This is a genomic window from Aliiroseovarius sediminis (assembly GCF_022678485.1).
In the GTDB taxonomy this organism is placed as follows: Bacteria; Pseudomonadota; Alphaproteobacteria; order Rhodobacterales; family Rhodobacteraceae; genus Aliiroseovarius; species Aliiroseovarius sediminis.
This window is the reverse complement of sequence record NZ_JALBYP010000018.1, coordinates 146,492-166,210: the sequence shown is the minus strand read 5'-3', so window position 1 is coordinate 166,210 and position 19,719 is coordinate 146,492. Positions and strand designations below refer to the sequence as shown.

Sequence of the window (19,719 nt, the reverse complement as noted above, 5' to 3'; positions counted from 1 at the left end):
TCCTCTGGCCAGAAATATCCCCGCCAGAGGCCGGCGCGCGCAGCGCGGCCCCTTATTCCAAACGGCTAACCACAACAGTGACTTCGGGTTTGCGCCCGATCTCATCATTGGCCGTTTTGCGCGCGATCCGTTTAAGTTCTTCGCCGATCTTGTCATCGTCACGCAGTGTTTTTCGCCCGGCGCGCATCAGGAACTGGCCCAGATCCTCCTCCAGCACATCAACCAGCGGTGCTTTTGATGAACCAGTTTCTGGCAGGCCCATAAGCTCGACCCATGGATCGCCCAGCGGCTCGTCACCCTCGACGATCACGTTAACGATGACATGGCCGTTCAGGGCAAGGCGGATGCGGTCGCGCACCACACCGTCCAGCGCCCCGATCAGGATATCGCCATCCAGATAGACGCGGTCGGCCTCGACATGTTCGACCACGTGGGGAGTATCGCCGGTCAGATCACACACGGCGCCGTTCACCACAACCAAGGACCTGCGTCCGCACTCTTCCGCAATCTTTGCGTGTTCGCGCAAGTGGCGGTGTTCGCCATGCATCGGGATGACCATCTTGGGGTCGATTATATCATGCGCCCGTTGAAGATCGGGCCGGTTGGCGTGACCTGACACGTGATAGCGATCATTTTCGGCCACGATATCAACACCCATCTCGGAAAACGCGTTCATGATGCGGATCACGCCACGTTCGTTGCCCGGAATGGTCTTGGACGAGAACAGGAACATATCCCCTTCTGCCATCGACATCCCCAAATATTTGCCACGCGCGAGTTGCGCCGACGCGGCACGCCGTTCGCCTTGGCTACCAGTCACGATCAGCATCAGGTTTTCACGCGGAATATCGCGGGCATCTTCCACCGTGACGGTCGTCGGGAAATCCACCAGAACGCCCGTTTCCACACCGGCTTGGATCATCCGGCGCATAGCACGACCCAAAAGACAGACAGAGCGGCCCGCCGCCTTACCGGCATCTGCAAGCTGCTTTACCCGCGCTACGTTCGAAGCAAAGGTGGTCGCCACCACCATATGCGGCGCATCTTTAATCAACGTCACCAGTTCCGGGCCGACCTCGGCCTCGGATCGGCCGGGATGGGTTGAAAATACGTTGGTGGAATCGCAAACCAGAGCTTTGACCCCTGGCGCGGCGACCTCGCGCCACAGCGCCTCGTCAAACGGATCGCCCAGCACCGGCGTTTCGTCCAGCTTGAAATCACCCGTATGCACGACGCGCCCAGCGGGTGTGTCGATCACCAACCCCGCGCTCTCCGGGATCGAGTGGCTCAGCGGTAAGAAACCAACCTTGAAGGGCCCGGCTTCAATCATCTTCGGGAAGACATCGGCGGCAATCACAGCCTCGGGCACCTGGCCTGCCTCCTCCATCTTGCGCTGCGCATGATAGCGGGTGAAGGGGCGCGCATGGATCGGCGCCTTCAGCCGGGGATAAAGCCGCCCGATGGCGCCCACGTGATCTTCGTGGGCGTGAGTGATGAAAATCGCCTCTAACCGGTCGGCGTTGTCAGCCAGCCAAGTAACGTCCGGCATGATGAGGTTCACACCCGGCGAAGTGTCCATATCGGGAAAGGTGACACCCAGATCAACAAGGATAAGACGTTCCTTACCCGGCTTGCCATAGCCATAGACATAGGCGTTCATGCCGATCTCGCCGGCGCCCCCCAATGGGAGGTAAATCAGACGATCAGCGGTCATATGTTGCCCTGTTCCTTGTTGTATTCATAAATGTGGACCAGACCGTGCATGGTCAGGTCGTGGTCAATTACGTCATAAAGATGGTCGCCCTGCTCAAACAATGGGGCAAGGCCACCGGTCCCGACGACTTTCATCGGCAGGCCGTATTCATCTTTCACCCGCTGCACAAGCCCCTTCACAAGGCTGACGTAGCCCCAAAAGATGCCCGACTGAATGCAGCCGACCGTATTGGTGCCGATCACCTTGTCAGGCTGGGTCACGTCCACATGCGGCAGCGCCGCCGCGCCCTGGTGCAGCGCCTCAAGCGAGAGGTTCACGCCGGGCGCGATTACACCGCCGATATAGGCGCCATCATGGGCCACGACATCGATGTTTGTGGCGGTGCCGAAATCGACAACCATTGAATCCCCCCCGTGGCGAGCGTGGGTCGCAACGGCATTGGCCAACCTGTCGGGGCCGGCCACAGTACCCAGATCAATGCGCGGCGCCACTGGCAGAAGGCAGTCGGGTTTGCCAACCACCAGCGGACGGCAATCGAAAAATCGGTCCGCAAAGACGCGCAGATTCCAAACAACGCGCGGCACGGTGGAACTGACGACCACGCCGGTAATATTCGGCTCGATCCCATAATGATTGATCAGGGTCGCGAACCAGGTGAAATAGGCGTCCGCCGTGCGCGCATGGTGGGTCGAGGTCCGCATCGTGCACAAAAACTTCTCACCATCCCAAATCGAGAATGCGGTGTTCGTGTTGCCAGCGTCGATTGCCAAAAGCATCTGGTCCCCTCTCAGAAAAAGATCTCGGCCGCGGGGATCACCTCGCGGGATGTGGCTGTTGATAGAACAAGGTTGCCGTCCGCGTCCACCGTGTCAAACCGTCCGACATATTCATGGCGGGTGGTGCGCGCGGTGATGGTCTGCCCCAGCCGGGCAGCGCGGGCCAGCCACGCTTCGCGAATGGGTGCAAAACCGTAGGTGGTAAAGGTCGCTTCGTGCCGGGCATAGGCGGGGGCTAGCAGGTTCAAAAAGGTTTCGGGCTCCAGCACAACCCCGGTCTCAGCTGCCAGGCTGACCGGCGGCGTTGCCGCGGCTTCGACAGTTGTGCCGGGCGGGGCGTCGATCAGGTTCACACCTATGCCGACGGCCAAATGCCCGACCTTGGTTCCCAGCCCGCTGCTTTCCAGAAGAATGCCTGCGACTTTCCCCTCGTTCAACAGCACATCATTAGGCCATTTCAGCGCAAAAGCATCGCCGCGTCCGGTCGCCATCGCAAAGGCATCGAAAAGTGCTAGTGAGGCCACAAAACTTCTGAGCGCCACCTGTGCGGGCGGTTCGGTCGGGCGCATGACCACCGTGGCGGCAAAGTTTCCGGTGGGGTCCACCCAAGCCCTGCCCCGCCGTCCGCGACCGCTGGTCTGCCGGTGAGCCATGATCCATGTCGGACCCAATAGACCCGACGCGATGCGCCGGGCCTCTTCATTGGTGCTGTCGACCTGATCCAGAACGCGTTTTTCCACGCCTTTGGGCCAGGTTGGCACGACCTTATTTGACAAGGGCTTCAGCAGCCGCAGCGGCGGCGGTTTCAATGCCGAAGAAGTTCACGATACCCAGAACGACAATTGCTGCCGAACCGACCAGCGCAACCCAAGCGGCGGGCGACATGTTGACTTCGATCCCTTCGCCCTCATCTCCGAAATACATATAGTAAACGATGCGCAGATAATAAAACGCCGCGATCACCGACGCCACAACACCGGCCACAGCCAGCCAGGTCAAATCCGCCTGAACAGCGGCGATCAGAACGCCGTATTTGGCAAAAAAGCCCAGCATTGGCGGCACACCGGCCAACGAGAACAGAAGAACCAGCATCGCCAGCGCCTTCAGCTTGTCAGTTGTGGCAAATTGGTTCAGGGACGCAATATCCGTGACCGGGCGGCCATCACGCTCCATCGACATGATGAAAGCGAAGGTGCCGATATTCATCGCAAGATAGACCGCCATATATAGCAGCATTGCCTGCACACCATAAGCGGTGCCCGCAGCCAAGCCCAGAAGCGCAAAGCCCATATGCGTGATCGACGAGAAGGCCATCAGACGCTTGATATTGGTCTGACCGATCGCCGCAATTGCGCCAACGAACATGGACAGAAAGGCCAGAAACGCGATGATCTGTTGCCAGTCGGCAATGGCCCCACCATAGGCGTCAAACAGGATGCGACCCAACAGGCCCATCGCTGCCAGCTTTGGTGCGCTGGCAAAGAAGGCCGTCACAGGGGTCGGCGCGCCTTCATAGACGTCCGGCGTCCACATATGGAACGGCACAGCCGAAACCTTGAAGGCCAGACCGGCGGTCACGAAAACCAGACCGATCAACATGCCAAGCCCCACCCGGCCGTCATTGGCCGCCTGGATGATCTCGGAAAACAGGGTCGTGCCGGCATAGCCATAGGTCAGCGACGCGCCGTAAAGCAACAAACCCGAGCTAAGCGCGCCCAGCACGAAATACTTCAGACCGGCCTCGGTCGACTTCACGCTATCACGGTTCGAGGACGCCATGACGTAAAGCGACAGCGACTGAAGCTCCAGCCCCATGTATAGGGTCATCAGATCGCCTGCGGACACCATCACCATCATGCCGACGGTGCAAAGCGTCACAAGGATCGGATACTCGAACCGCAAAAGGCCGCGTCGCGACATCGTCGCCTCGCCCATCACAAGAACGGCGGCGGCGGACAGCAGAATCGCGACCTTGGCAAAGCGGGCATAGGCATCGTCCAGGAACATGCCACCAAAGGCGGCGGTGGACCCATCGCCCCCGGCCACCACCAGCGCGACCACAACCATCACTGCTGCGGTGATCCAGGTGATCGGTTTTGCCAGCGCATCCTTGCCAGTATAGACCGCACCCAGCAGCGCCACCATCGCATAGATGGCCAGCGCCAGCTCGGGCAGAACCGTTTGAATATAAACAGAGCTCATCTGTGCTCTCCCTTAATGCGATGCGGTCTGGGCCATCTCTGCAGCTTCGGCAGGAATGGCGGCGTGGAAGTTGGTCAGTAGGGCCTCGACCGAGGGACCGATCAGATCGGTCACAAGACTTGGATAGACGCCCAACAGCAGGGTCATGAACACCAGTGGTGCGAAGATCATCTTCTCGCGCGCGTCCATATCGGTAATTGACTTCAAGCTTTCCTTGATCAGATCGCCGAAGACAACGCGGCGATACAGGTAAAGCGCATAAGCCGCCGAGAAGATGACACCAGATGCGGCAACCAAGGCGACCCAAGTGTTGGCTTGGAACATACCTACCATCGTCAGGAATTCCCCCACGAAGCCCGACGTACCCGGAAGACCCACGTTGGCCATAGTGAAGAACATGAAAATCAACGCATAGGCCGGCATCCGGTTCACAAGACCACCATAGGCGTCGATATCGCGGGTGTGCATGCGGTCATAGATAACGCCCACACACAAAAACAGCGCGCCCGAGATGAAGCCGTGGCTGAGCATCTGGAAGATCGCCCCATCCAAACCTTGTTGGTTCAGCGAAAAGATACCAGCGGTCACGAACCCCATATGCGCAACCGATGAATAAGCAATCAGCTTCTTCATGTCCTCTTGCACCAGCGCCACCAGCGAGGTGTAGACGATGGCGATCACTGACAGCCACAGAACGAAAGTCGCCATGACGTCCGACCCAACCGGGAACATCGGCAAGCTGAAGCGCAGGAAGCCATAGCCGCCCATCTTCAAAAGGATCGCGGCCAGCACGACCGAACCAGCAGTCGGTGCCTGAACGTGTGCGTCCGGCAACCAGGTGTGCACCGGCCACATCGGCATTTTCACCGCGAAGCTGGCGAAGAAGGCCAAAAACATCAGCGTCTGTGCGCCGCCGACAATCTGGATACCCAAAATGCTGAACGTGTCAGACCCGAACGAATGGGTCATTAGCGTCGGAATATCCGTCGTGCCTGCGTCCACATACATGTAGACCATCGCGACCAACATCAGGACTGAGCCGAGGAAGGTATAAAGGAAGAACTTGAAAGCGGCATAGATACGCTCTTTCCCGCCCCAGATCCCGATGATCAGGAACATGGGGATCAGGCCTGCTTCGAAGAACAGGTAGAACAGCACCAGATCCAGCGCCATGAAGACGCCCAGCATCAGCGTTTCAAGTAGCAGGAAGGCGATCATGTATTCCTTCACGCGGGACTTGACGCCCCAACTTGCCCAGATGGTCAGCGGCATCATGAAGGTGGTGAGCATCACAAACAGAACCGAAATCCCGTCGACGCCCATCTTGTATTTCAGGCCCATGATCCAGCTTCCCTCTTCCACGAACTGAAAGCCCGTGTTGGCGGAGTCAAACCCCGTCAGAAGAAGAAGCGAGAACAGGAAGGTCGCCAACGTCGCCGCAAGCGCAAGCCACTTGGCGTTGCGGGTGGCTGCTTCGTCATCCCCGCGCAGAAATAGCGCAAGGATAACCGCCGCAACCAGCGGCAGGAAGGTGATGATGGAAAGCAGGTTGTTCATTATTGCGCTCCACCGCTGAAGAGGATCATGATTGTGACCAGTGCGACGATGCCGATGACCATCGCGAAGGCATAAGTGAAGACGTAACCGGATTGCGCACGGCCCGCCTGTCTGGTGAACCAGGGGACGACCCCCATCGCGACGCCGTTCAGGAAGCCATCAATGACATTGCCGTCGCCGCGCTTCCAGAAGAACCGACCAATGGCAAAAGCGGGCTTTATAACGACAATGTCGTAAAGCTCGTCGAAATACCATTTGTTCAGCAGGAATTGATAGACATGCGGGAACGTCGTAGCGAGTTTCTTGGGCATGTTCGTATTCACCATGTAGAACCAGAAGGCTGTGGCGAAGCCGATCAGCATCGCAATGAAGGGCGACACCTTGACCCAAGCGGGCGCGTGGTGTGCGTCGTCAATCACGTGGTTGTCGGGCGCCATGAAGATCGCACCTTTCGGGGCTTCGCCTACATGCATGCCTTCCTCAGCCGGTTGCGCGGTTTCATCAGCCAGCGCGGAGTCGTCGCCATTTGCAGCCTCGGACGGCGCGTCTGCGGCTGCCTCGGCGTGCGCTTCGATCCCGAAGAAGTGGTTGACCTTGTGGTGATCACCGAAGAACGAGCCATACCAGATCATACCCGCAAAGATCGACCCCAGCGCCAGAACACCAAGCGGGACCAACATGACCATCGGGCTTTCATGCGCGTGGTCATGCGTGTGCTTGTCACCGCGCGCCTTGCCGTAAAAGGTCATGAACATCAGCCGCCAGCTATAGAAGCTGGTAAACAGCGCCGCGATAACCAGCATCCAGAAAGCGTAGCCTCCGCTGGTGCCAGCATAGGCGCTCTCGATAATCGCGTCTTTCGACAGGAAGCCAGCAAAACCAATCGCAGTCAACGGAATGCCGACCCCGGTGATCGCTAGCGTGCCGATCATCATTGCCCAGAAGGTCACCGGCAACTTTTTACGCAGGTTGCCATAGTTTCGCATGTCCTGTTCGTGGTGCATCCCATGGATGACCGAACCCGCCCCAAGGAACAACATCGCCTTGAAGAATGCGTGGGTCAGCAGGTGGAACATCGCAACCGAATAAACACCGACGCCCGCGGCCACGAACATGTAACCAAGCTGCGAACAGGTCGAATAAGCGATCACGCGTTTGATGTCGTTCTGCACAAGGCCCACCGTGGCCGCGAAGAAGGCGGTCGTGGCGCCGATGAAGACTATGAAGCCCGTGGCTTCCGGCGCGTATTCCATCAGTGGGGACATGCGGCACACAAGGAAGACACCCGCCGTCACCATGGTCGCGGCGTGGATCAGCGCCGACACCGGCGTCGGGCCTTCCATCGCGTCCGGCAACCAGGTGTGAAGGAACAGTTGCGCCGATTTACCCATCGCACCGACAAACAGAAGGAAGGCCAGCAAGTTGGCGGCGTTCCAGTCGCGCCAGAGGAAGTGAAGCTCGGTCTCGGCCAGCAGGGGGGCGGCGGCAAAGATATCGTCCAACATCAAGGAGTCGGTCAGATAATACAACCCGAACAGCCCCAGCAGGAAACCGAAATCACCGACACGGTTGACCACGAAGGCTTTGATCGCGGCCGCATTCGCCGACGGTTTCTTGTAGTAGAAACCGATCAGAAGATACGACGCGACGCCCACGCCTTCCCAACCGAAGAACATCTGCAGCAGGTTGTCGGCTGTGACCAGCATCAGCATCGTGAAGGTGAAGAAGCTGAGATAGGCGAAGAACCGGGGGCGATAGCTTTCGCCCTTGAACTGCGGATCGTCGGCCATGTAGCCCATCGAATACAGGTGAACCAGCGACGACACGGTGGTCACCACAATCAACATGATCGCGGTCAGACGATCCAGACGGATCGACCAGTCAACGCTCAGCGTGCCGGACTGCACCCAGTTCATCAGGTGGATCTGCTGGGTCTCGGACCCAAGGCTCAAAAACACGGCCCAGGACAGAAGCGCGGACAGGAACAACAGCGCGGTGGTCAGAACCTGCGCGCCCTTGTCACCAATGACCCGATGGCCGAAACCCGCGATCAGCGCACCAATAAGCGGGGCAAAAAGGATGATCTGTACCATTTGCCGTTAGCCTTTCATCACGTTGACGTCTTCGACATCAATCGTGCCACGATTGCGGAAGAAGCTGACAAGGATTGCCAAACCGATGGCTGCCTCGGCGGCGGCCACGGTTAGAACGAACAGGGTAAACACCTGCCCGACAAGATCCCCAAGAAAGCTTGAGAACGCGACAAGGTTGATGTTCACTGCCAGAAGCATCAGTTCAATCGACATCAGCAAAATGATGATGTTCTTGCGGTTCAGGAACAGGCCGAAAATGCCGATGACAAAAAGGGCCGCCCCGACCGCGAGATAATGTTCAAGTCCTACCATGTGCTTGCGTCCCTTCGTTCCGGGCCTGGCTGCCGGTGCAGCGCGCCCAAGTCTTTATTTTCGTATTCATGACGGTTTCGCTTTCAGATCCGCTCAAAGCCCCTGCCCCGGTTTCACGTCGATGACCTCCATCGCTTTCGCGGGGTCGCGGTGCATCTGGGCAATTACGTTCTGGCGTTTGATGTTCGGACGGTGGCGCAGCGTCAGGACGATCGCGCCGATCATGGCGACCAGCAAGATCAGGCCAGCCAGCTGGAACAGCAAGATGTAATCGGTATAGAGGATGCGCCCCAGCGCCAGCGTATTGTGCGCTTCGGACAGGGCCGGAGTGACGGCCCCGCGCGCGGCCTGCGCCCCGTCGGCAAACTGCCATGTGCCGAAGATCGTCGCCAGTTCCAGAAGCAGGATCACACCGATCAGAAGCGCCAGCGGAAGCGACTTCGCGATCTCGGCCTTAAGCGCCGCGAAGTCCACGTCCAGCATCATCACGACGAACAGGAACAACACCGCGACCGCACCCACATAGACGATCATCAACAGCATCGCCACGAATTCGGCCCCCAACAGGACAAACAGGCCCGTTGCGCCCACAAACGCGGTGATCAGCCAAAGGACCGAGTGGACGGGATGCCTTGCCATCACGGTAAAAAACCCGCCCACAACAGTGGTTAGGGCAAAGAGGTAAAATGTGAAATCGGCAACGCTCATGCGTCCCCCTCCTCGTTGTCGTCAAACACGGCTTGCGCCAGTTCCAATGCACGTGTCATGGCCGGAAGACCACCCAGCATCGACATTTGATAGATCACCTCGGCGATCTCTTTCTCGGTCGCGCCCGCTTCCAAAGCATGGCGCACGGTGAACTTGATCTGCGCATCCGCCTGCGCGCCCAGAACGGTCAGCCCCGCCAGCGTGATCAGCATCCGCGTCTTGGAGTCCAGCCCATCCTTGTTGAAGGCATTGCCAAACATCATGTCCATCATGTCTTTCGGCATGGTGGGCATAAGCTTGTCAAACCCCTGGGGCTTGAATGTCTCCAGCGCAGGGTTGAAGTTACGGAGCATTTCCTGCCCCTGCTCCATCATTTGCGCGTACATTTTGGAGAAATCGTTCATCGGCTTTCCTTAGCGATCACTTAGCGATACGGGGCATCAAGTTCGATGTTGCGGGCAATCTCGGCTTCCCAACGGTCGCCGTTCTCAAGCAGCTTGGCCTTGTCATAGAACAACTCTTCGCGCGTTTCGGTCGCGAACTCGAAATTCGGGCCTTCTACGACTGCGTCCACCGGGCAGGCTTCCTGACAGAAGCCGCAATAGATGCACTTGGTCATGTCGATGTCATAGCGCGTGGTGCGGCGTGATCCATCCTCGCGGGGTTCCGCGTCGATGGTAATTGCCTGCGCGGGGCAGATCGCCTCGCACAGTTTACAGGCGATGCAACGCTCTTCCCCGTTGGGATAGCGACGCAGCGCATGTTCACCGCGAAAACGCGGGCTAAGCGGACCCTTTTCATGCGGATAGTTCAGCGTTGCCTTGGGCGAGAAGAAGTATCTTAACCCCAGCCCGAACGCTTTTATGTAATCCGTCAGCAGGAAGTATTTCGTTGCGCGTGCGTAATCAAATGCCATTAATCAGCCCCCCACAGTCCAGCGGGCATAAGTGCCCCAGAATGCCCCGTATTGGGCAAAGAATGCGACCAGAACAACCCATGCCAGCGACACCGGCAGGAACACTTTCCAACCAATGCGCATCAACTGGTCGTAACGATAGCGCGGTGTGATCGCCTTGATCATCGAGAACACGAAGAAGAAGAAGAAAATCTTTGCAAACAGCCAGAAGATACCATCGGGCAGCGCCTCGACCGGCGACAGCCAACCACCGAAGAACAGGATCGAGATGAGCGTGCACATCAGAACGATCGCGATGTATTCACCGATCATGAACAACAGGAACGGGGTTGACGAATATTCAACCTGATAACCTGCCACCAATTCTGACTCTGCTTCCGGCAAGTCGAACGGCGGGCGGTTGGTTTCCGCCAGTGCCGAGATCAGGAACAGAAACACCATCGGGAAGTGCGGTAGCCAGTACCAGCTGAGCAGCCCTTTGCCGTCTTGCGCCATGACGATGTCACCGAAGTTCATCGAACCGGTGGTCAGGATCACGCCGATGATGATCAGGCCAATCGACACCTCGTAAGAGATCATCTGTGCCGCCGACCGCAACGACCCAAGGAACGCGTATTTCGAGTTCGACGCCCAGCCGCCCATGATCACGCCGTAAATCTCAAGCGAGGATACGGCGAAGACGAATAGGATCGCCACGTTGATATCCGCCAGCACCCAGCCGTCATTGAACGGGATCACGGACCACGCGATCATCGCCAGAACGAAGCTCATCATCGGGGCAAGAAAAAAGACGAAGCGGTCCGCGCCGGCCGGCACCACAACTTCCTTCAGCACATATTTGATAAAGTCCGCGAAGGATTGCAGCACGCCGAATGCACCCACCACGTTGGGGCCTCGGCGCATCTGTACCGCCGCCCAGACCTTGCGATCAAAATACAGCAGGAAGGCCAGCGCCACCAGAAGCGGGACCACGATCAGCAAGCACTGACCGAGGATCAAAAGGGCAATGCCCAGATTTGTTGTCGTGAAGAATTCAATCATTTCTCTTCATGCCCTCAGACCGTCGGTATTCGTTTTCTTTCGCAGGACCAGTGGGATACACAGCCACGCCGAACAGACCTGCAAAAAGGCCTTCTCGTGGGTTCGTGCTGATCGTTTGTTTAACCATTTCCCGGCCCTGCCCCTATTTTCACTCGGCCGCCAGCGTCGAAGACGCGCGTGCACGCGCTTGCGCCGAAAGCTCTGCCATCACCTCTGACGCCCGTGCAATGGGGTTGGTCAGATAAAAATCGCCAATTGTGTACCGGAAGCTCGCCGTTCCCATTTTTTCGACCGGCAGCGGTTGCCATTCGTTGTCGGCCACCTGATCGACGCCCCCCAGCACGGGCGCAGCTTCGACCATCGCGCGGCGCAGACCCGCCAAGGTGTTCCACGGCAGGGTCGCGTCCAGTTCCGCCGACAGAGCCCGCAGGATGGCCCAGTTTTCCTTGGCGTCGCCCGGTGCAAAATTCGCACGCAGCGCCAATTGGGGTCGCCCTTCGGTGTTGACGAACAGCCCGCCTTCTTCGGTATACGCTGCGCCCGGCAGGATCACATCCGCGCGCATCGCACCTCGGTCGCCATGGCTGCCCTGATAGATCACGAAGGGGCCAGCGTCGATATCGATTTCATCGGCACCCATGTTGAAGATCACGTCGGCCCCGGCAGTAGCGGCCTCCATGCCGCCTTCGGTTACGGCGCCTACATCCATCGCACCCACGCGGCCCGCCGCCGTGTGAAGAACCATTAACTTGGAATTTGTCTCGTCCGCCAGCTTCATCGCGTTGGCCAAAACAGCCAATCCATCAGCCTCGCGCACAGCGCCCATGCCCACAACGATAACCGAGGGGACATCTTTCACCGGGCCGTAGTCCTTGCACACAAGCGCATCAAGCGCCGCACGGTCATTGCCAAGATGCTTGTAATCATAGGTCAGATCGACGGCACTGCCGACCAGACCAACCTCGGCCCCTTTCAGCCACGCTTTGCGGATGCGGGCGTTCAGAACCGGGGCTTCGACCCGCGGGTTGGTGCCGATCAGTTGGATGAATTTCGCGTTGTCCAAATCTTCGACCCGCGCCGTTCCGACATAGCCCGAGCGGTTATCAACGGGCAGTCGCGCATTGTCCGTGCGGCATTCAACATTGCCACCCAAGCCTTCGATCAGAGTTTTCAGGCTGAACGCAGCTTCGGTCGAGGCCAGATCACCGACCAGACCGGCGACCTTCTTGGCGCCCTTCATGGCTTCAGCCGCTTTGGCCAACGCTTCGCCCCAAGTGGCCTTGCGCAGTTTGCCATTTTCGCGAACGTAAGGCACGTCAAGACGCTGGCGGCGCAGACCGTCCCAGATGAAGCGCGTCTTGTCGGAAATCCATTCCTCGTTCACACCGTCATGGTTGCGCGGCAAAATACGCATCACTTCACGGCCCTTGGTATCCACACGGATGTTTGACCCAAGCGCATCCATCACGTCGATGGTTTCGGTCTTGGTCAGTTCCCAGGGGCGGGCGGTGAAGGCATAGGGTTTCGAGGTCAGCGCACCAACGGGGCACAGGTCGATGATGTTACCCTGAAGGTTGGAACCCAGCGTTTCGCCAAGGTAATTGGTAATTTCAGCGTCTTCGCCACGGCCCGTCTGGCCTAGTTCGGGGATACCGGCAACCTCGGTGATGAAGCGCACACAGCGCGTGCAACTAATGCAGCGGGTCATTGTCGTGCTGACCAGCGGCCCCAGTTCCAGATCGTCCACCGCGCGCTTCTGTTCCTTGAAGCGCGAGCCGGACAATCCGTAGGCCATCGCCTGATCCTGCAAATCACATTCGCCCCCCTGGTCGCAGATCGGGCAATCCAGCGGGTGGTTGATCAGCAGAAATTCCATCACGCCTTCGCGCGCCTTCTTGACCATGGGCGAGTTGGTTTTCACAACAGGCGCTTGGCCTTCGGGACCAGGACGCAAATCGCGCACCTGCATGGCGCAGGATGCTGCCGGCTTGGGTGGGCCGCCCACGACCTCGACCAAACACATGCGGCAGTTGCCGGCGATCGACAGGCGTTCATGATAGCAGAAGCGCGGAACCTCGATCCCGGCCACTTCGCAGGCCTGAATCAGCGTCATTGCGCCGTCTACTTCAATTTCCTTGTCGTCAATGACGATCTTTTTCAGGTCGCTCATCACGGTCCCTTTTTCGTTTCGCTAGCCGGGGTTTCGCCCCTGACTCGCACGTGTCTGCCCTTAACGTTCGAATAACAACGAACCTACGAAAGAGCGTTTCTTGATTTCGGCCCGGCCTATCTTGCAATAGCTTTCCGGGTCTTTTGCCGTCACGCCGCGTTTTTCCAACAACGGTTGCGCGATGGCTCGAAACCGGTCCTGTTCGGCCTTGCTGTCGACATAGGCCATCACCTCTTTCGATGAAAACCCCAGCGACATGGCATAATTGCGCAGCGAAAGCCCCTTGGTCAGAAGCCGAAACTTGCGCAAATGCAACGTCGTGCAGTTTTCGTCGATCAGATAGGCAACCGAAGCGCCCAGAAGCTCGGCATGGACGCGGCGATCTTCGCGCAGTGCGGTGTAGTCTTGCGCAGATGCCAGCCCGGTCGTCGCGGTCATCGCTAGAACCGAAGCTAGCGTTATAGTGCGTAGTTTCTTCATGACAAATCTCCTTTGGTCATGAAGCAGATGGGGGTGTCGGTGCGTGTCATACAATAACAACACGCGAAAACCGGCGTTTTACCGCCTGTTTTCAATATGTTGTTATGTTGACCCATAGTTGTCACCGTCTGATACCCCTTACGCGCCTTATTCCGCCGCGATGCCGGCTTTGCCGTGTTTGTTCACTTGAATCCGGTCTTCGATTTCGTCTCGGAAGTTACGGATCAGGCCCTGGATCGGCCAAGCGGCGGCATCGCCAAGCGCGCAGATCGTGTGGCCTTCAACTTGCTTGGTCACGTCCCACAGCATGTCAATTTCGTCAACCTCAGCCTCGCCGCGCATCAAGCGTTCCATCACGCGCATCATCCAGCCAGTGCCTTCGCGGCATGGCGTGCATTGACCGCAACTTTCGTGCTTATAAAAGGCCGCCAGACGCCAGATCGCCTTGATGATATCCGTCTGCTTATCCATCACGATTACGGCGGCGGTGCCAAGGCCCGAGCCAAGCTCGCCGCGCAGATAATCGAAATCCATAATCGCATCGCGCATGTTTTCACCGCGCACGCAGGGCACGGACGATCCACCGGGGATCACGGCCTTCAGATTGTCCCAACCGCCGCGAATACCGCCGCAATGCTTTTCGATCAGCTCTTCGAAGTTGATCGACATCGCTTCTTCGACGACACAGGGGTTGTTCACATGGCCCGAGATCGCAAACAGCTTCGTGCCCGAATTGTTCTTGCGACCAAAGCCCGCGAACCATTCCGGCCCACGGCGCAGGATGGTCGGCACAACCGCAATCGATTCCACGTTGTTCACTGTGGTTGGGCAACCATACAGTCCGGCGCCCGCCGGGAAGGGCGGCTTCATGCGCGGCATACCCTTCTTGCCTTCAAGGCTTTCAAGCAGCGCGGTTTCTTCGCCGCAGATATACGCGCCGGCCCCGTGGTGCAGGAACAGGTCGAAATCCCAACCGGATTTCGCAGCGTTCTTGCCCAGAAGGCCCGCGTCATAACATTCGTCGATGGCCGCCTGCAGCGCCTCGCGCTCGCGAATATACTCGCCACGCAGATAGATATAGCAGGTGTTCGAATTCATCGCGAAAGACGCGATCAGCGCGCCTTCGATCAGCGTGTGCGGATCGTGGCGCATGATTTCGCGGTCTTTACAGGTTCCGGGCTCGGATTCGTCGGCGTTGATCACCAGATAAGCTGGACGCCCATCACTTTCCTTGGGCATGAAGGACCACTTCAGCCCGGTCGGGAACCCCGCACCGCCACGACCACGCAGGCCGGATGCCTTCATCTGCTCGACGATCCAGTCGCGGCCCTTTTTGATGATACCGGCGGTGCCGTCCCAATGGCCGCGTTGTTTCGCGCCCGCAAGGGTGCGGTCGTGCATGCCATAAAGGTTGGTAAAGATCCGGTCTTTATCCTGCAGCATTCTTTCTTATCCTTCATCCGTCCGGCGTTTGCGCCAGACCCGATACGTTACCATCAGGCCGAATACGAACCCGGCCAAAGCGCACAAGTCCAGCAAACCCCTGATTGATTGGGACCAACCAAAATAATTACCGGCCCAAGTGCCACCGACCCACAGCACACCGGTGACGGCGATGACAAGACCTGCCAAGCGCCCTTCCCGCTGTAAGCTGTTTTTAGGATCGGTGTGCATGATCTGTGTCATCCCTTATAAACATCGCCCTTCTTAACCTTTTTCGAGAACGCGGTTTCCCCGCCCTCGGCCAAGGTCTTGGCTTGTTCTACCCAGCCGTCGCGCTCGATCCGGCCCTTGAAGCTCAGGTTGTCATCCACCCACGCGATTTCGTCCGCAGTCCACTTGGCGATTTGATCGAAATGCCAGAAGCCAAGCGCATTCAACTGCGTTTCCAGTTTCGGCCCGACGCCCTTCAGCTGTTTCAGATCGTCTGCCCCGGCCTTGCGCGGCGCTTTCATCGTGCGTGGCTTTGTTGAAACGCCGGACTGCACCTTTTGCCCAGACGCTTTAGCAGGCGCCTTGGCGGGCTTGGGCTGATCGTCGATCTTGGTGTCGTCAACCGGGGCATCTGCAGTGGATTTCGGTGCGGGATCAACAGGCGCGGTCGCCGCCTCGACAGGCACTGGCGCGCCATCCATCGCAGCTGCGGGAATATTGGCAGCGTTTGCGGCAACCTCGTCCGATCGGGTTGTGTCCGCGGAATCCGTCGAAGCAGAGGCCCCTTTTTCGCCCAAAAGTGCGGTCGGCGCATCCGCGCATAGCAGCTTTTGCAGGCCCAACGCCGCCCCTATGAAGACGATAATCCCGATGATCAGGCTGACAAAGAAGCCCGGGATCATCAGGAAAAAGGCAAACCCCACAAGCGCGCCGATAATCCAGCAGATCCGCTGACAGGTGAAAAATCCGGTCGAGTCAGTCATTGTCGTCCCCCAAATTATTCGGTGCAGACACACCTGACGGGCGCACGAATGCGTTGGCAGTTGGCTGCCTTTTGAAACGCTTATGTTCGTTGTGACCCGTCATCATTCTTACTCGACCCTAGCGACCTCGACCTTACTTGTTCTTGCGCGAAAATGCGGTTTCGCCGCCGTCGGCAAGAATTCTGGCTTGCTCAACCCAGCCGTCACGTTCGATCCGGCCTTTGAACGACAATTGTTCGTCCACCCAAGCGACCTCTTCCGCACCCCATTTGGCAATCTGGTCGAAATGCCAGAAACCAAGCTGGTTCAGCACGCCTTCCAGTTTCGGCCCAACGCCCTTCAGAAGCTTCAGGTCATCCGCACCCGCTTTGCGCGGCGCTTTCATGGTGCGGGGTTTCTTTGTTTCCTGACCCTCAACCGGTTCGGCAGCCGGTTTTACCGGAGGTTTGGCGATTTTGTCGCTATCATCCTCAGGCACTTCAAGATCAGGTTTTTGTTTGTTTGCAGGCTTGGCATCCACTGCAAGCTTGGGCGGCTGCGCTTTACCGCTGACCGCATTCTTGCCCAGCCACGGGGTCAGCAGAGGCACCTCGGTCCCATCAATGCGCTTGATTGTGTCACCCAAATCGGTGGCCAATTGCACGCTTGCGTTATATTGCGTCTTGCCACTGTCATATTCCTTGAGGCTGGTCAGCCCCGACAACGGTTCGGACGCGTAACGCCCGTTTTGGGGGCCCGGCACCGGCACCTTGCCAGCGGCCAGATCATCCAACAGCTTCGACAAGCTTTCAGCGGTCAGGTCTTCATAGTAATCCTTGCCGATCTGCGCCACCGGAGCGTTGGCACAAGCGCCAATGCATTCGACCTCTTCCCAGCTGAACTTGCCATCGGCCGACAACGTATGCGGCTTGTCCGCAATCTTTTCGCGACACACCGCAACCAGATCTTCCGCCCCGCAAATCATGCAGGATGTCGTGCCGCAAATTTGAATATTTGCTACAGATCCAACTGGTTGAAGCTGGAACATGAAGTAAAATGACGCCACTTCTAGCACGCGGATATCAGCCATATTCAGCATAGTGGCGACATATTCGATGGCGGGCTTGGTTAACCAGCCCTCCTGTTCCTGCGCGCGCCACAACAGCGGAATCACAGCCGAGGCCTGACGACCTTCAGGATATTTGGAAACCTGCCCTTCGGCCCAAGCAAGGTTGGCGGGCGTGAAAGCGAAGCTTTCGGGTTGTTCATGATGCAAACGGCGCAGCATTAGCGGTCGATCTCCCCAAACACGACGTCCATTGTGCCGATAATGGCGGCGACGTCGGCCAGTTGGTGGCCACCGGCCACGTGGTCCATAGCTTGAAGGTGCAGGTAGCCCGGCGCGCGTATCTTGGCGCGATAGGGGCGGTTGGTTCCGTCCGCCACCAGATAGACGCCGAATTCGCCTTTGGGGGCTTCGACGGCAGCGTAGACTTCGCCTGCAGGTACCTTGAAACCTTCGGTGTAGAGTTTGAAGTGGTGGATCAACGCTTCCATCGAGCGTTTCATCTCGCCACGTGGCGGCGGCGACAGCTTGCCGCGCGCAATGACGTCGCCCTGCCCGTCCGGCGCGCGCAGTTTTTCGATCGCCTGGTGCATGATTTTCAACGACTGACGCATTTCCTCCATCCGGACAAGGTAACGGTCATAGCAGTCGCCGTTCTTGCCAACAGGGATTTGGAAATCAAACTCGTCATAGCACTCGTAAGGCTGCGAGCGACGCAGATCCCACGCAAGGCCAGACCCGCGGACCATCACGCCCGAGAAGCCCCAATTCAGGATGTCCTCTTCAGTCACGATGCCGATATCGGCGTTGCGCTGTTTGAAGACGCGGTTTTCGGTAAGCAACAGGTCGATATCGTCGATCTTCGACGGAAACGTATGCGCCCAAGCTTCGATATCGTCGATCAATTCGGGCGGCAGATCCTGGTGGACACCGCCGGGGCGAAAATAGTTGGCGTGCAAACGCGCACCGCAAGCGCGTTCATAGAAGATCATCAGCTTCTCACGCTCTTCAAAACCCCACAGCGGCGGGGTCAGCGCGCCCACGTCCATCGCCTGCGTGGTAATATTCAGAAGGTGGTTCAGGATGCGCCCGATTTCCGAGAACAGCACACGGATCAACGAACCGCGACGCGGAACTTCGATCTCACACAGTCTTTCGATCGCCAGACACCAAGCGTGTTCCTGGTTCATCGGAGCAACGTAATCCAGCCGGTCAAAATACGGCAGGTTCTGTAGATAGGTGCGGCTTTCCATCAACTTTTCGGTGCCACGGTGCAAAAGCCCGATATGCGGGTCGACGCGTTCGACGATCTCTCCGTCCAGCTCAAGCACCATGCGCAGCACGCCGTGGGCGGCCGGGTGTTGCGGGCCAAAGTTGAGGTTGAAGTTGCGGATCTTCTGTTCGCCGGTCAGGGCGTCGTTGAAGTCCTTGGTTCCGTCCATCATGCGCTCACCATCTTCTGGGTCCATTCCGGCGGAAGCTCACCCATGAACTTCTCGACGAAATTATATTGCGGTTTGAGTGCTGCCTGAAGCTGGGCACGTTGGCCCGTGGGCAGGTCGGCTTTCACACTTTGATGCACCACGCGGTCAAATGATGCGGGCTGGGGCGTGATCCCCAGAAATGCACACAGACGCTCGATGGCGGCAGGCGTGAACAGCTGTTCGTAGAATTCGATATGCAATGCCTCGCGCGGGATGGCACGGGTCAGCCGGTTCAGCGTCCGACGATAATTCGAGCGATCAAGGATGTTTTCGGCGGTCCCATTCAGCACACCGTCAACTTTCGCATCCAAAGCGGCCTGACCATCGTTGCCCGCCATCATGCGAATATTCGACCAGATACGGTCAACGGGGTCACGCATCAGATAAACAAACCGCACATTGTCGGTCAGCGCCGACATGGCCTGCAGCGTCTTTTCCTTCAACAACCCATAGGCCGGGGTGAAATCACCAATCACGCGCGCCTTGGCTCCGCCCTCTCGCAGATAACGCAAATACGCAGCATCATCGCGCGTCTCGCCGTCAAACACCGACAGCCAGCGTTCCAGATCAGCCATAAGCCGCTTCTGCCAGGCGCTTGATTGGTCCTTGCGGGCGGCGTCAAGACGGGCCTGAGCCTGCTTGCGATAATAGCCGCCGGTGCCTTGTTCAAGCGCATCAAAATAATGCAATTCCTTCATCGCCGGAAGATGACACTGCCGGTGGCCCGACAAATAGTCGAACAACCAGCTTGTGCCAGCTTTCGTTGCCCCAAGGCAGAATATGAAGGTTTGGTTGCGCATCACC

General features: G+C 58.1%; 19 protein-coding genes. All 19 read right to left on the bottom strand.

Features of this window, described 5'->3' with window-relative positions; genetic code table 11:
* Positions 1 to 52: 52 nt before the first annotated feature.
* The 19 genes from MN186_RS00885 to MN186_RS00795 all read right to left on the bottom strand — a co-directional run bounded on the left by MN186_RS00885 (position 53) and on the right by MN186_RS00795 (position 19,715).
* A complete protein-coding gene (locus MN186_RS00885) occupies positions 53 to 1,714 on the bottom strand; it encodes a ribonuclease J (RefSeq protein WP_242110933.1) in 1,662 nt (553 codons plus the stop codon).
* A complete protein-coding gene (locus MN186_RS00880; protein ID WP_242110932.1) occupies positions 1,711 to 2,490 on the bottom strand; it encodes a type III pantothenate kinase in 780 nt (259 codons plus the stop codon). Before MN186_RS00880 ends, MN186_RS00885 begins: the two co-directional genes overlap by 4 nt.
* 11 nt (positions 2,491 to 2,501) lie before the next feature.
* Positions 2,502 to 3,251, bottom strand: coding sequence for a biotin--[acetyl-CoA-carboxylase] ligase (locus MN186_RS00875; RefSeq protein ID WP_242111197.1), 750 nt, complete (start codon positions 3,249 to 3,251; stop codon positions 2,502 to 2,504).
* A 4-nt stretch (positions 3,252 to 3,255) separates the two neighbouring features.
* Complete coding sequence (gene nuoN / locus MN186_RS00870; protein WP_242110930.1) at positions 3,256 to 4,692, bottom strand: NADH-quinone oxidoreductase subunit NuoN; 1,437 nt, start codon at positions 4,690 to 4,692, stop codon at positions 3,256 to 3,258.
* A 12-nt stretch (positions 4,693 to 4,704) separates the two neighbouring features.
* Entirely contained in the window at positions 4,705 to 6,249 is a 1,545-nt protein-coding gene (locus MN186_RS00865) for an NADH-quinone oxidoreductase subunit M (protein WP_242110928.1), read from the bottom strand.
* Complete coding sequence (nuoL, locus tag MN186_RS00860; RefSeq protein ID WP_242110927.1) at positions 6,249 to 8,342, bottom strand: NADH-quinone oxidoreductase subunit L; 2,094 nt, start codon at positions 8,340 to 8,342, stop codon at positions 6,249 to 6,251. Before nuoL ends, MN186_RS00865 begins: the two co-directional genes overlap by 1 nt.
* A gap of 6 nt (positions 8,343 to 8,348) precedes the next feature.
* Positions 8,349 to 8,654, bottom strand: coding sequence for an NADH-quinone oxidoreductase subunit NuoK (gene nuoK, locus MN186_RS00855; RefSeq protein WP_242110926.1), 306 nt, complete (start codon positions 8,652 to 8,654; stop codon positions 8,349 to 8,351).
* Positions 8,655 to 8,747: 93 nt separating this feature from the next.
* Positions 8,748 to 9,362, bottom strand: a complete 615-nt coding sequence (locus MN186_RS00850) for an NADH-quinone oxidoreductase subunit J (protein ID WP_242110925.1) — start codon at positions 9,360 to 9,362, stop codon at positions 8,748 to 8,750.
* A complete protein-coding gene (locus tag MN186_RS00845; RefSeq protein ID WP_242110924.1) occupies positions 9,359 to 9,766 on the bottom strand; it encodes a carboxymuconolactone decarboxylase family protein in 408 nt (135 codons plus the stop codon). The genes MN186_RS00850 and MN186_RS00845 overlap by 4 nt, the downstream gene beginning before the upstream one ends.
* Before the next feature lie 20 nt (positions 9,767 to 9,786).
* Positions 9,787 to 10,278, bottom strand: coding sequence for an NADH-quinone oxidoreductase subunit NuoI (gene nuoI / locus MN186_RS00840; RefSeq protein WP_242110923.1), 492 nt, complete (start codon positions 10,276 to 10,278; stop codon positions 9,787 to 9,789).
* 3 nt (positions 10,279 to 10,281) lie between these two features.
* Entirely contained in the window at positions 10,282 to 11,319 is a 1,038-nt protein-coding gene (gene nuoH / locus MN186_RS00835; RefSeq protein ID WP_242110922.1) for an NADH-quinone oxidoreductase subunit NuoH, read from the bottom strand.
* A gap of 148 nt (positions 11,320 to 11,467) precedes the next feature.
* Positions 11,468 to 13,489: an NADH-quinone oxidoreductase subunit NuoG gene (gene nuoG, locus MN186_RS00830; protein ID WP_242110921.1), complete on the bottom strand. Its 2,022-nt coding sequence runs from the start codon at positions 13,487 to 13,489 to the stop codon at positions 11,468 to 11,470.
* A 60-nt stretch (positions 13,490 to 13,549) separates the two neighbouring features.
* Complete coding sequence (locus MN186_RS00825; RefSeq protein ID WP_242110919.1) at positions 13,550 to 13,969, bottom strand: DUF5333 domain-containing protein; 420 nt, start codon at positions 13,967 to 13,969, stop codon at positions 13,550 to 13,552.
* 147 nt (positions 13,970 to 14,116) lie between these two features.
* A complete protein-coding gene (nuoF, locus tag MN186_RS00820) occupies positions 14,117 to 15,412 on the bottom strand; it encodes an NADH-quinone oxidoreductase subunit NuoF (protein WP_242110917.1) in 1,296 nt (431 codons plus the stop codon).
* Between the two features lie 6 nt (positions 15,413 to 15,418).
* A complete protein-coding gene (locus MN186_RS00815; RefSeq protein WP_242110916.1) occupies positions 15,419 to 15,655 on the bottom strand; it encodes a DUF5337 domain-containing protein in 237 nt (78 codons plus the stop codon).
* Entirely contained in the window at positions 15,652 to 16,386 is a 735-nt protein-coding gene (locus MN186_RS00810; RefSeq protein ID WP_242110914.1) for an NADH:ubiquinone oxidoreductase, read from the bottom strand. Before MN186_RS00810 ends, MN186_RS00815 begins: the two co-directional genes overlap by 4 nt.
* Positions 16,387 to 16,519: 133 nt before the next feature.
* On the bottom strand, positions 16,520 to 17,653 hold the full coding sequence (locus MN186_RS00805) for an NADH-quinone oxidoreductase subunit E (protein ID WP_242110912.1): 1,134 nt from the start codon (positions 17,651 to 17,653) through the stop codon (positions 16,520 to 16,522).
* Positions 17,653 to 18,876, bottom strand: a complete 1,224-nt coding sequence (locus tag MN186_RS00800) for an NADH-quinone oxidoreductase subunit D (protein ID WP_242110910.1) — start codon at positions 18,874 to 18,876, stop codon at positions 17,653 to 17,655. The genes MN186_RS00805 and MN186_RS00800 overlap by 1 nt, the downstream gene beginning before the upstream one ends.
* A complete protein-coding gene (locus tag MN186_RS00795; RefSeq protein WP_242110908.1) occupies positions 18,873 to 19,715 on the bottom strand; it encodes a sulfotransferase family protein in 843 nt (280 codons plus the stop codon). The genes MN186_RS00800 and MN186_RS00795 overlap by 4 nt, the downstream gene beginning before the upstream one ends.
* Positions 19,716 to 19,719 lie beyond the last annotated feature (4 nt).

What these genes read in the sequence shown, in the direction of transcription:
- MN186_RS00810 (WP_242110914.1), bottom strand. Translation starts at nt 16,386, where the DNA reads ATGACTGACTCGACCGGATTTTTCACCTGTCAGCGGATCTGCTGGATT.
- nuoG (WP_242110921.1), bottom strand. Translation starts at nt 13,489, where the DNA reads ATGAGCGACCTGAAAAAGATCGTCATTGACGACAAGGAAATTGAAGTA.
- MN186_RS00880 (WP_242110932.1), bottom strand. Translation starts at nt 2,490, where the DNA reads ATGCTTTTGGCAATCGACGCTGGCAACACGAACACCGCATTCTCGATT.
- MN186_RS00845 (WP_242110924.1), bottom strand. Translation starts at nt 9,766, where the DNA reads ATGAACGATTTCTCCAAAATGTACGCGCAAATGATGGAGCAGGGGCAG.
- MN186_RS00815 (WP_242110916.1), bottom strand. Translation starts at nt 15,655, where the DNA reads ATGACACAGATCATGCACACCGATCCTAAAAACAGCTTACAGCGGGAA.
- MN186_RS00825 (WP_242110919.1), bottom strand. Translation starts at nt 13,969, where the DNA reads ATGAAGAAACTACGCACTATAACGCTAGCTTCGGTTCTAGCGATGACC.
- MN186_RS00885 (WP_242110933.1), bottom strand. Translation starts at nt 1,714, where the DNA reads ATGACCGCTGATCGTCTGATTTACCTCCCATTGGGGGGCGCCGGCGAG.
- nuoI (WP_242110923.1), bottom strand. Translation starts at nt 10,278, where the DNA reads ATGGCATTTGATTACGCACGCGCAACGAAATACTTCCTGCTGACGGAT.
- MN186_RS00850 (WP_242110925.1), bottom strand. Translation starts at nt 9,362, where the DNA reads ATGAGCGTTGCCGATTTCACATTTTACCTCTTTGCCCTAACCACTGTT.
- MN186_RS00865 (WP_242110928.1), bottom strand. Translation starts at nt 6,249, where the DNA reads ATGAACAACCTGCTTTCCATCATCACCTTCCTGCCGCTGGTTGCGGCG.
- nuoN (WP_242110930.1), bottom strand. Translation starts at nt 4,692, where the DNA reads ATGAGCTCTGTTTATATTCAAACGGTTCTGCCCGAGCTGGCGCTGGCC.
- MN186_RS00795 (WP_242110908.1), bottom strand. Translation starts at nt 19,715, where the DNA reads ATGCGCAACCAAACCTTCATATTCTGCCTTGGGGCAACGAAAGCTGGC.
- nuoK (WP_242110926.1), bottom strand. Translation starts at nt 8,654, where the DNA reads ATGGTAGGACTTGAACATTATCTCGCGGTCGGGGCGGCCCTTTTTGTC.
- nuoH (WP_242110922.1), bottom strand. Translation starts at nt 11,319, where the DNA reads ATGATTGAATTCTTCACGACAACAAATCTGGGCATTGCCCTTTTGATC.
- nuoL (WP_242110927.1), bottom strand. Translation starts at nt 8,342, where the DNA reads ATGGTACAGATCATCCTTTTTGCCCCGCTTATTGGTGCGCTGATCGCG.
- MN186_RS00800 (WP_242110910.1), bottom strand. Translation starts at nt 18,876, where the DNA reads ATGATGGACGGAACCAAGGACTTCAACGACGCCCTGACCGGCGAACAG.
- MN186_RS00805 (WP_242110912.1), bottom strand. Translation starts at nt 17,653, where the DNA reads ATGCTGCGCCGTTTGCATCATGAACAACCCGAAAGCTTCGCTTTCACG.
- nuoF (WP_242110917.1), bottom strand. Translation starts at nt 15,412, where the DNA reads ATGCTGCAGGATAAAGACCGGATCTTTACCAACCTTTATGGCATGCAC.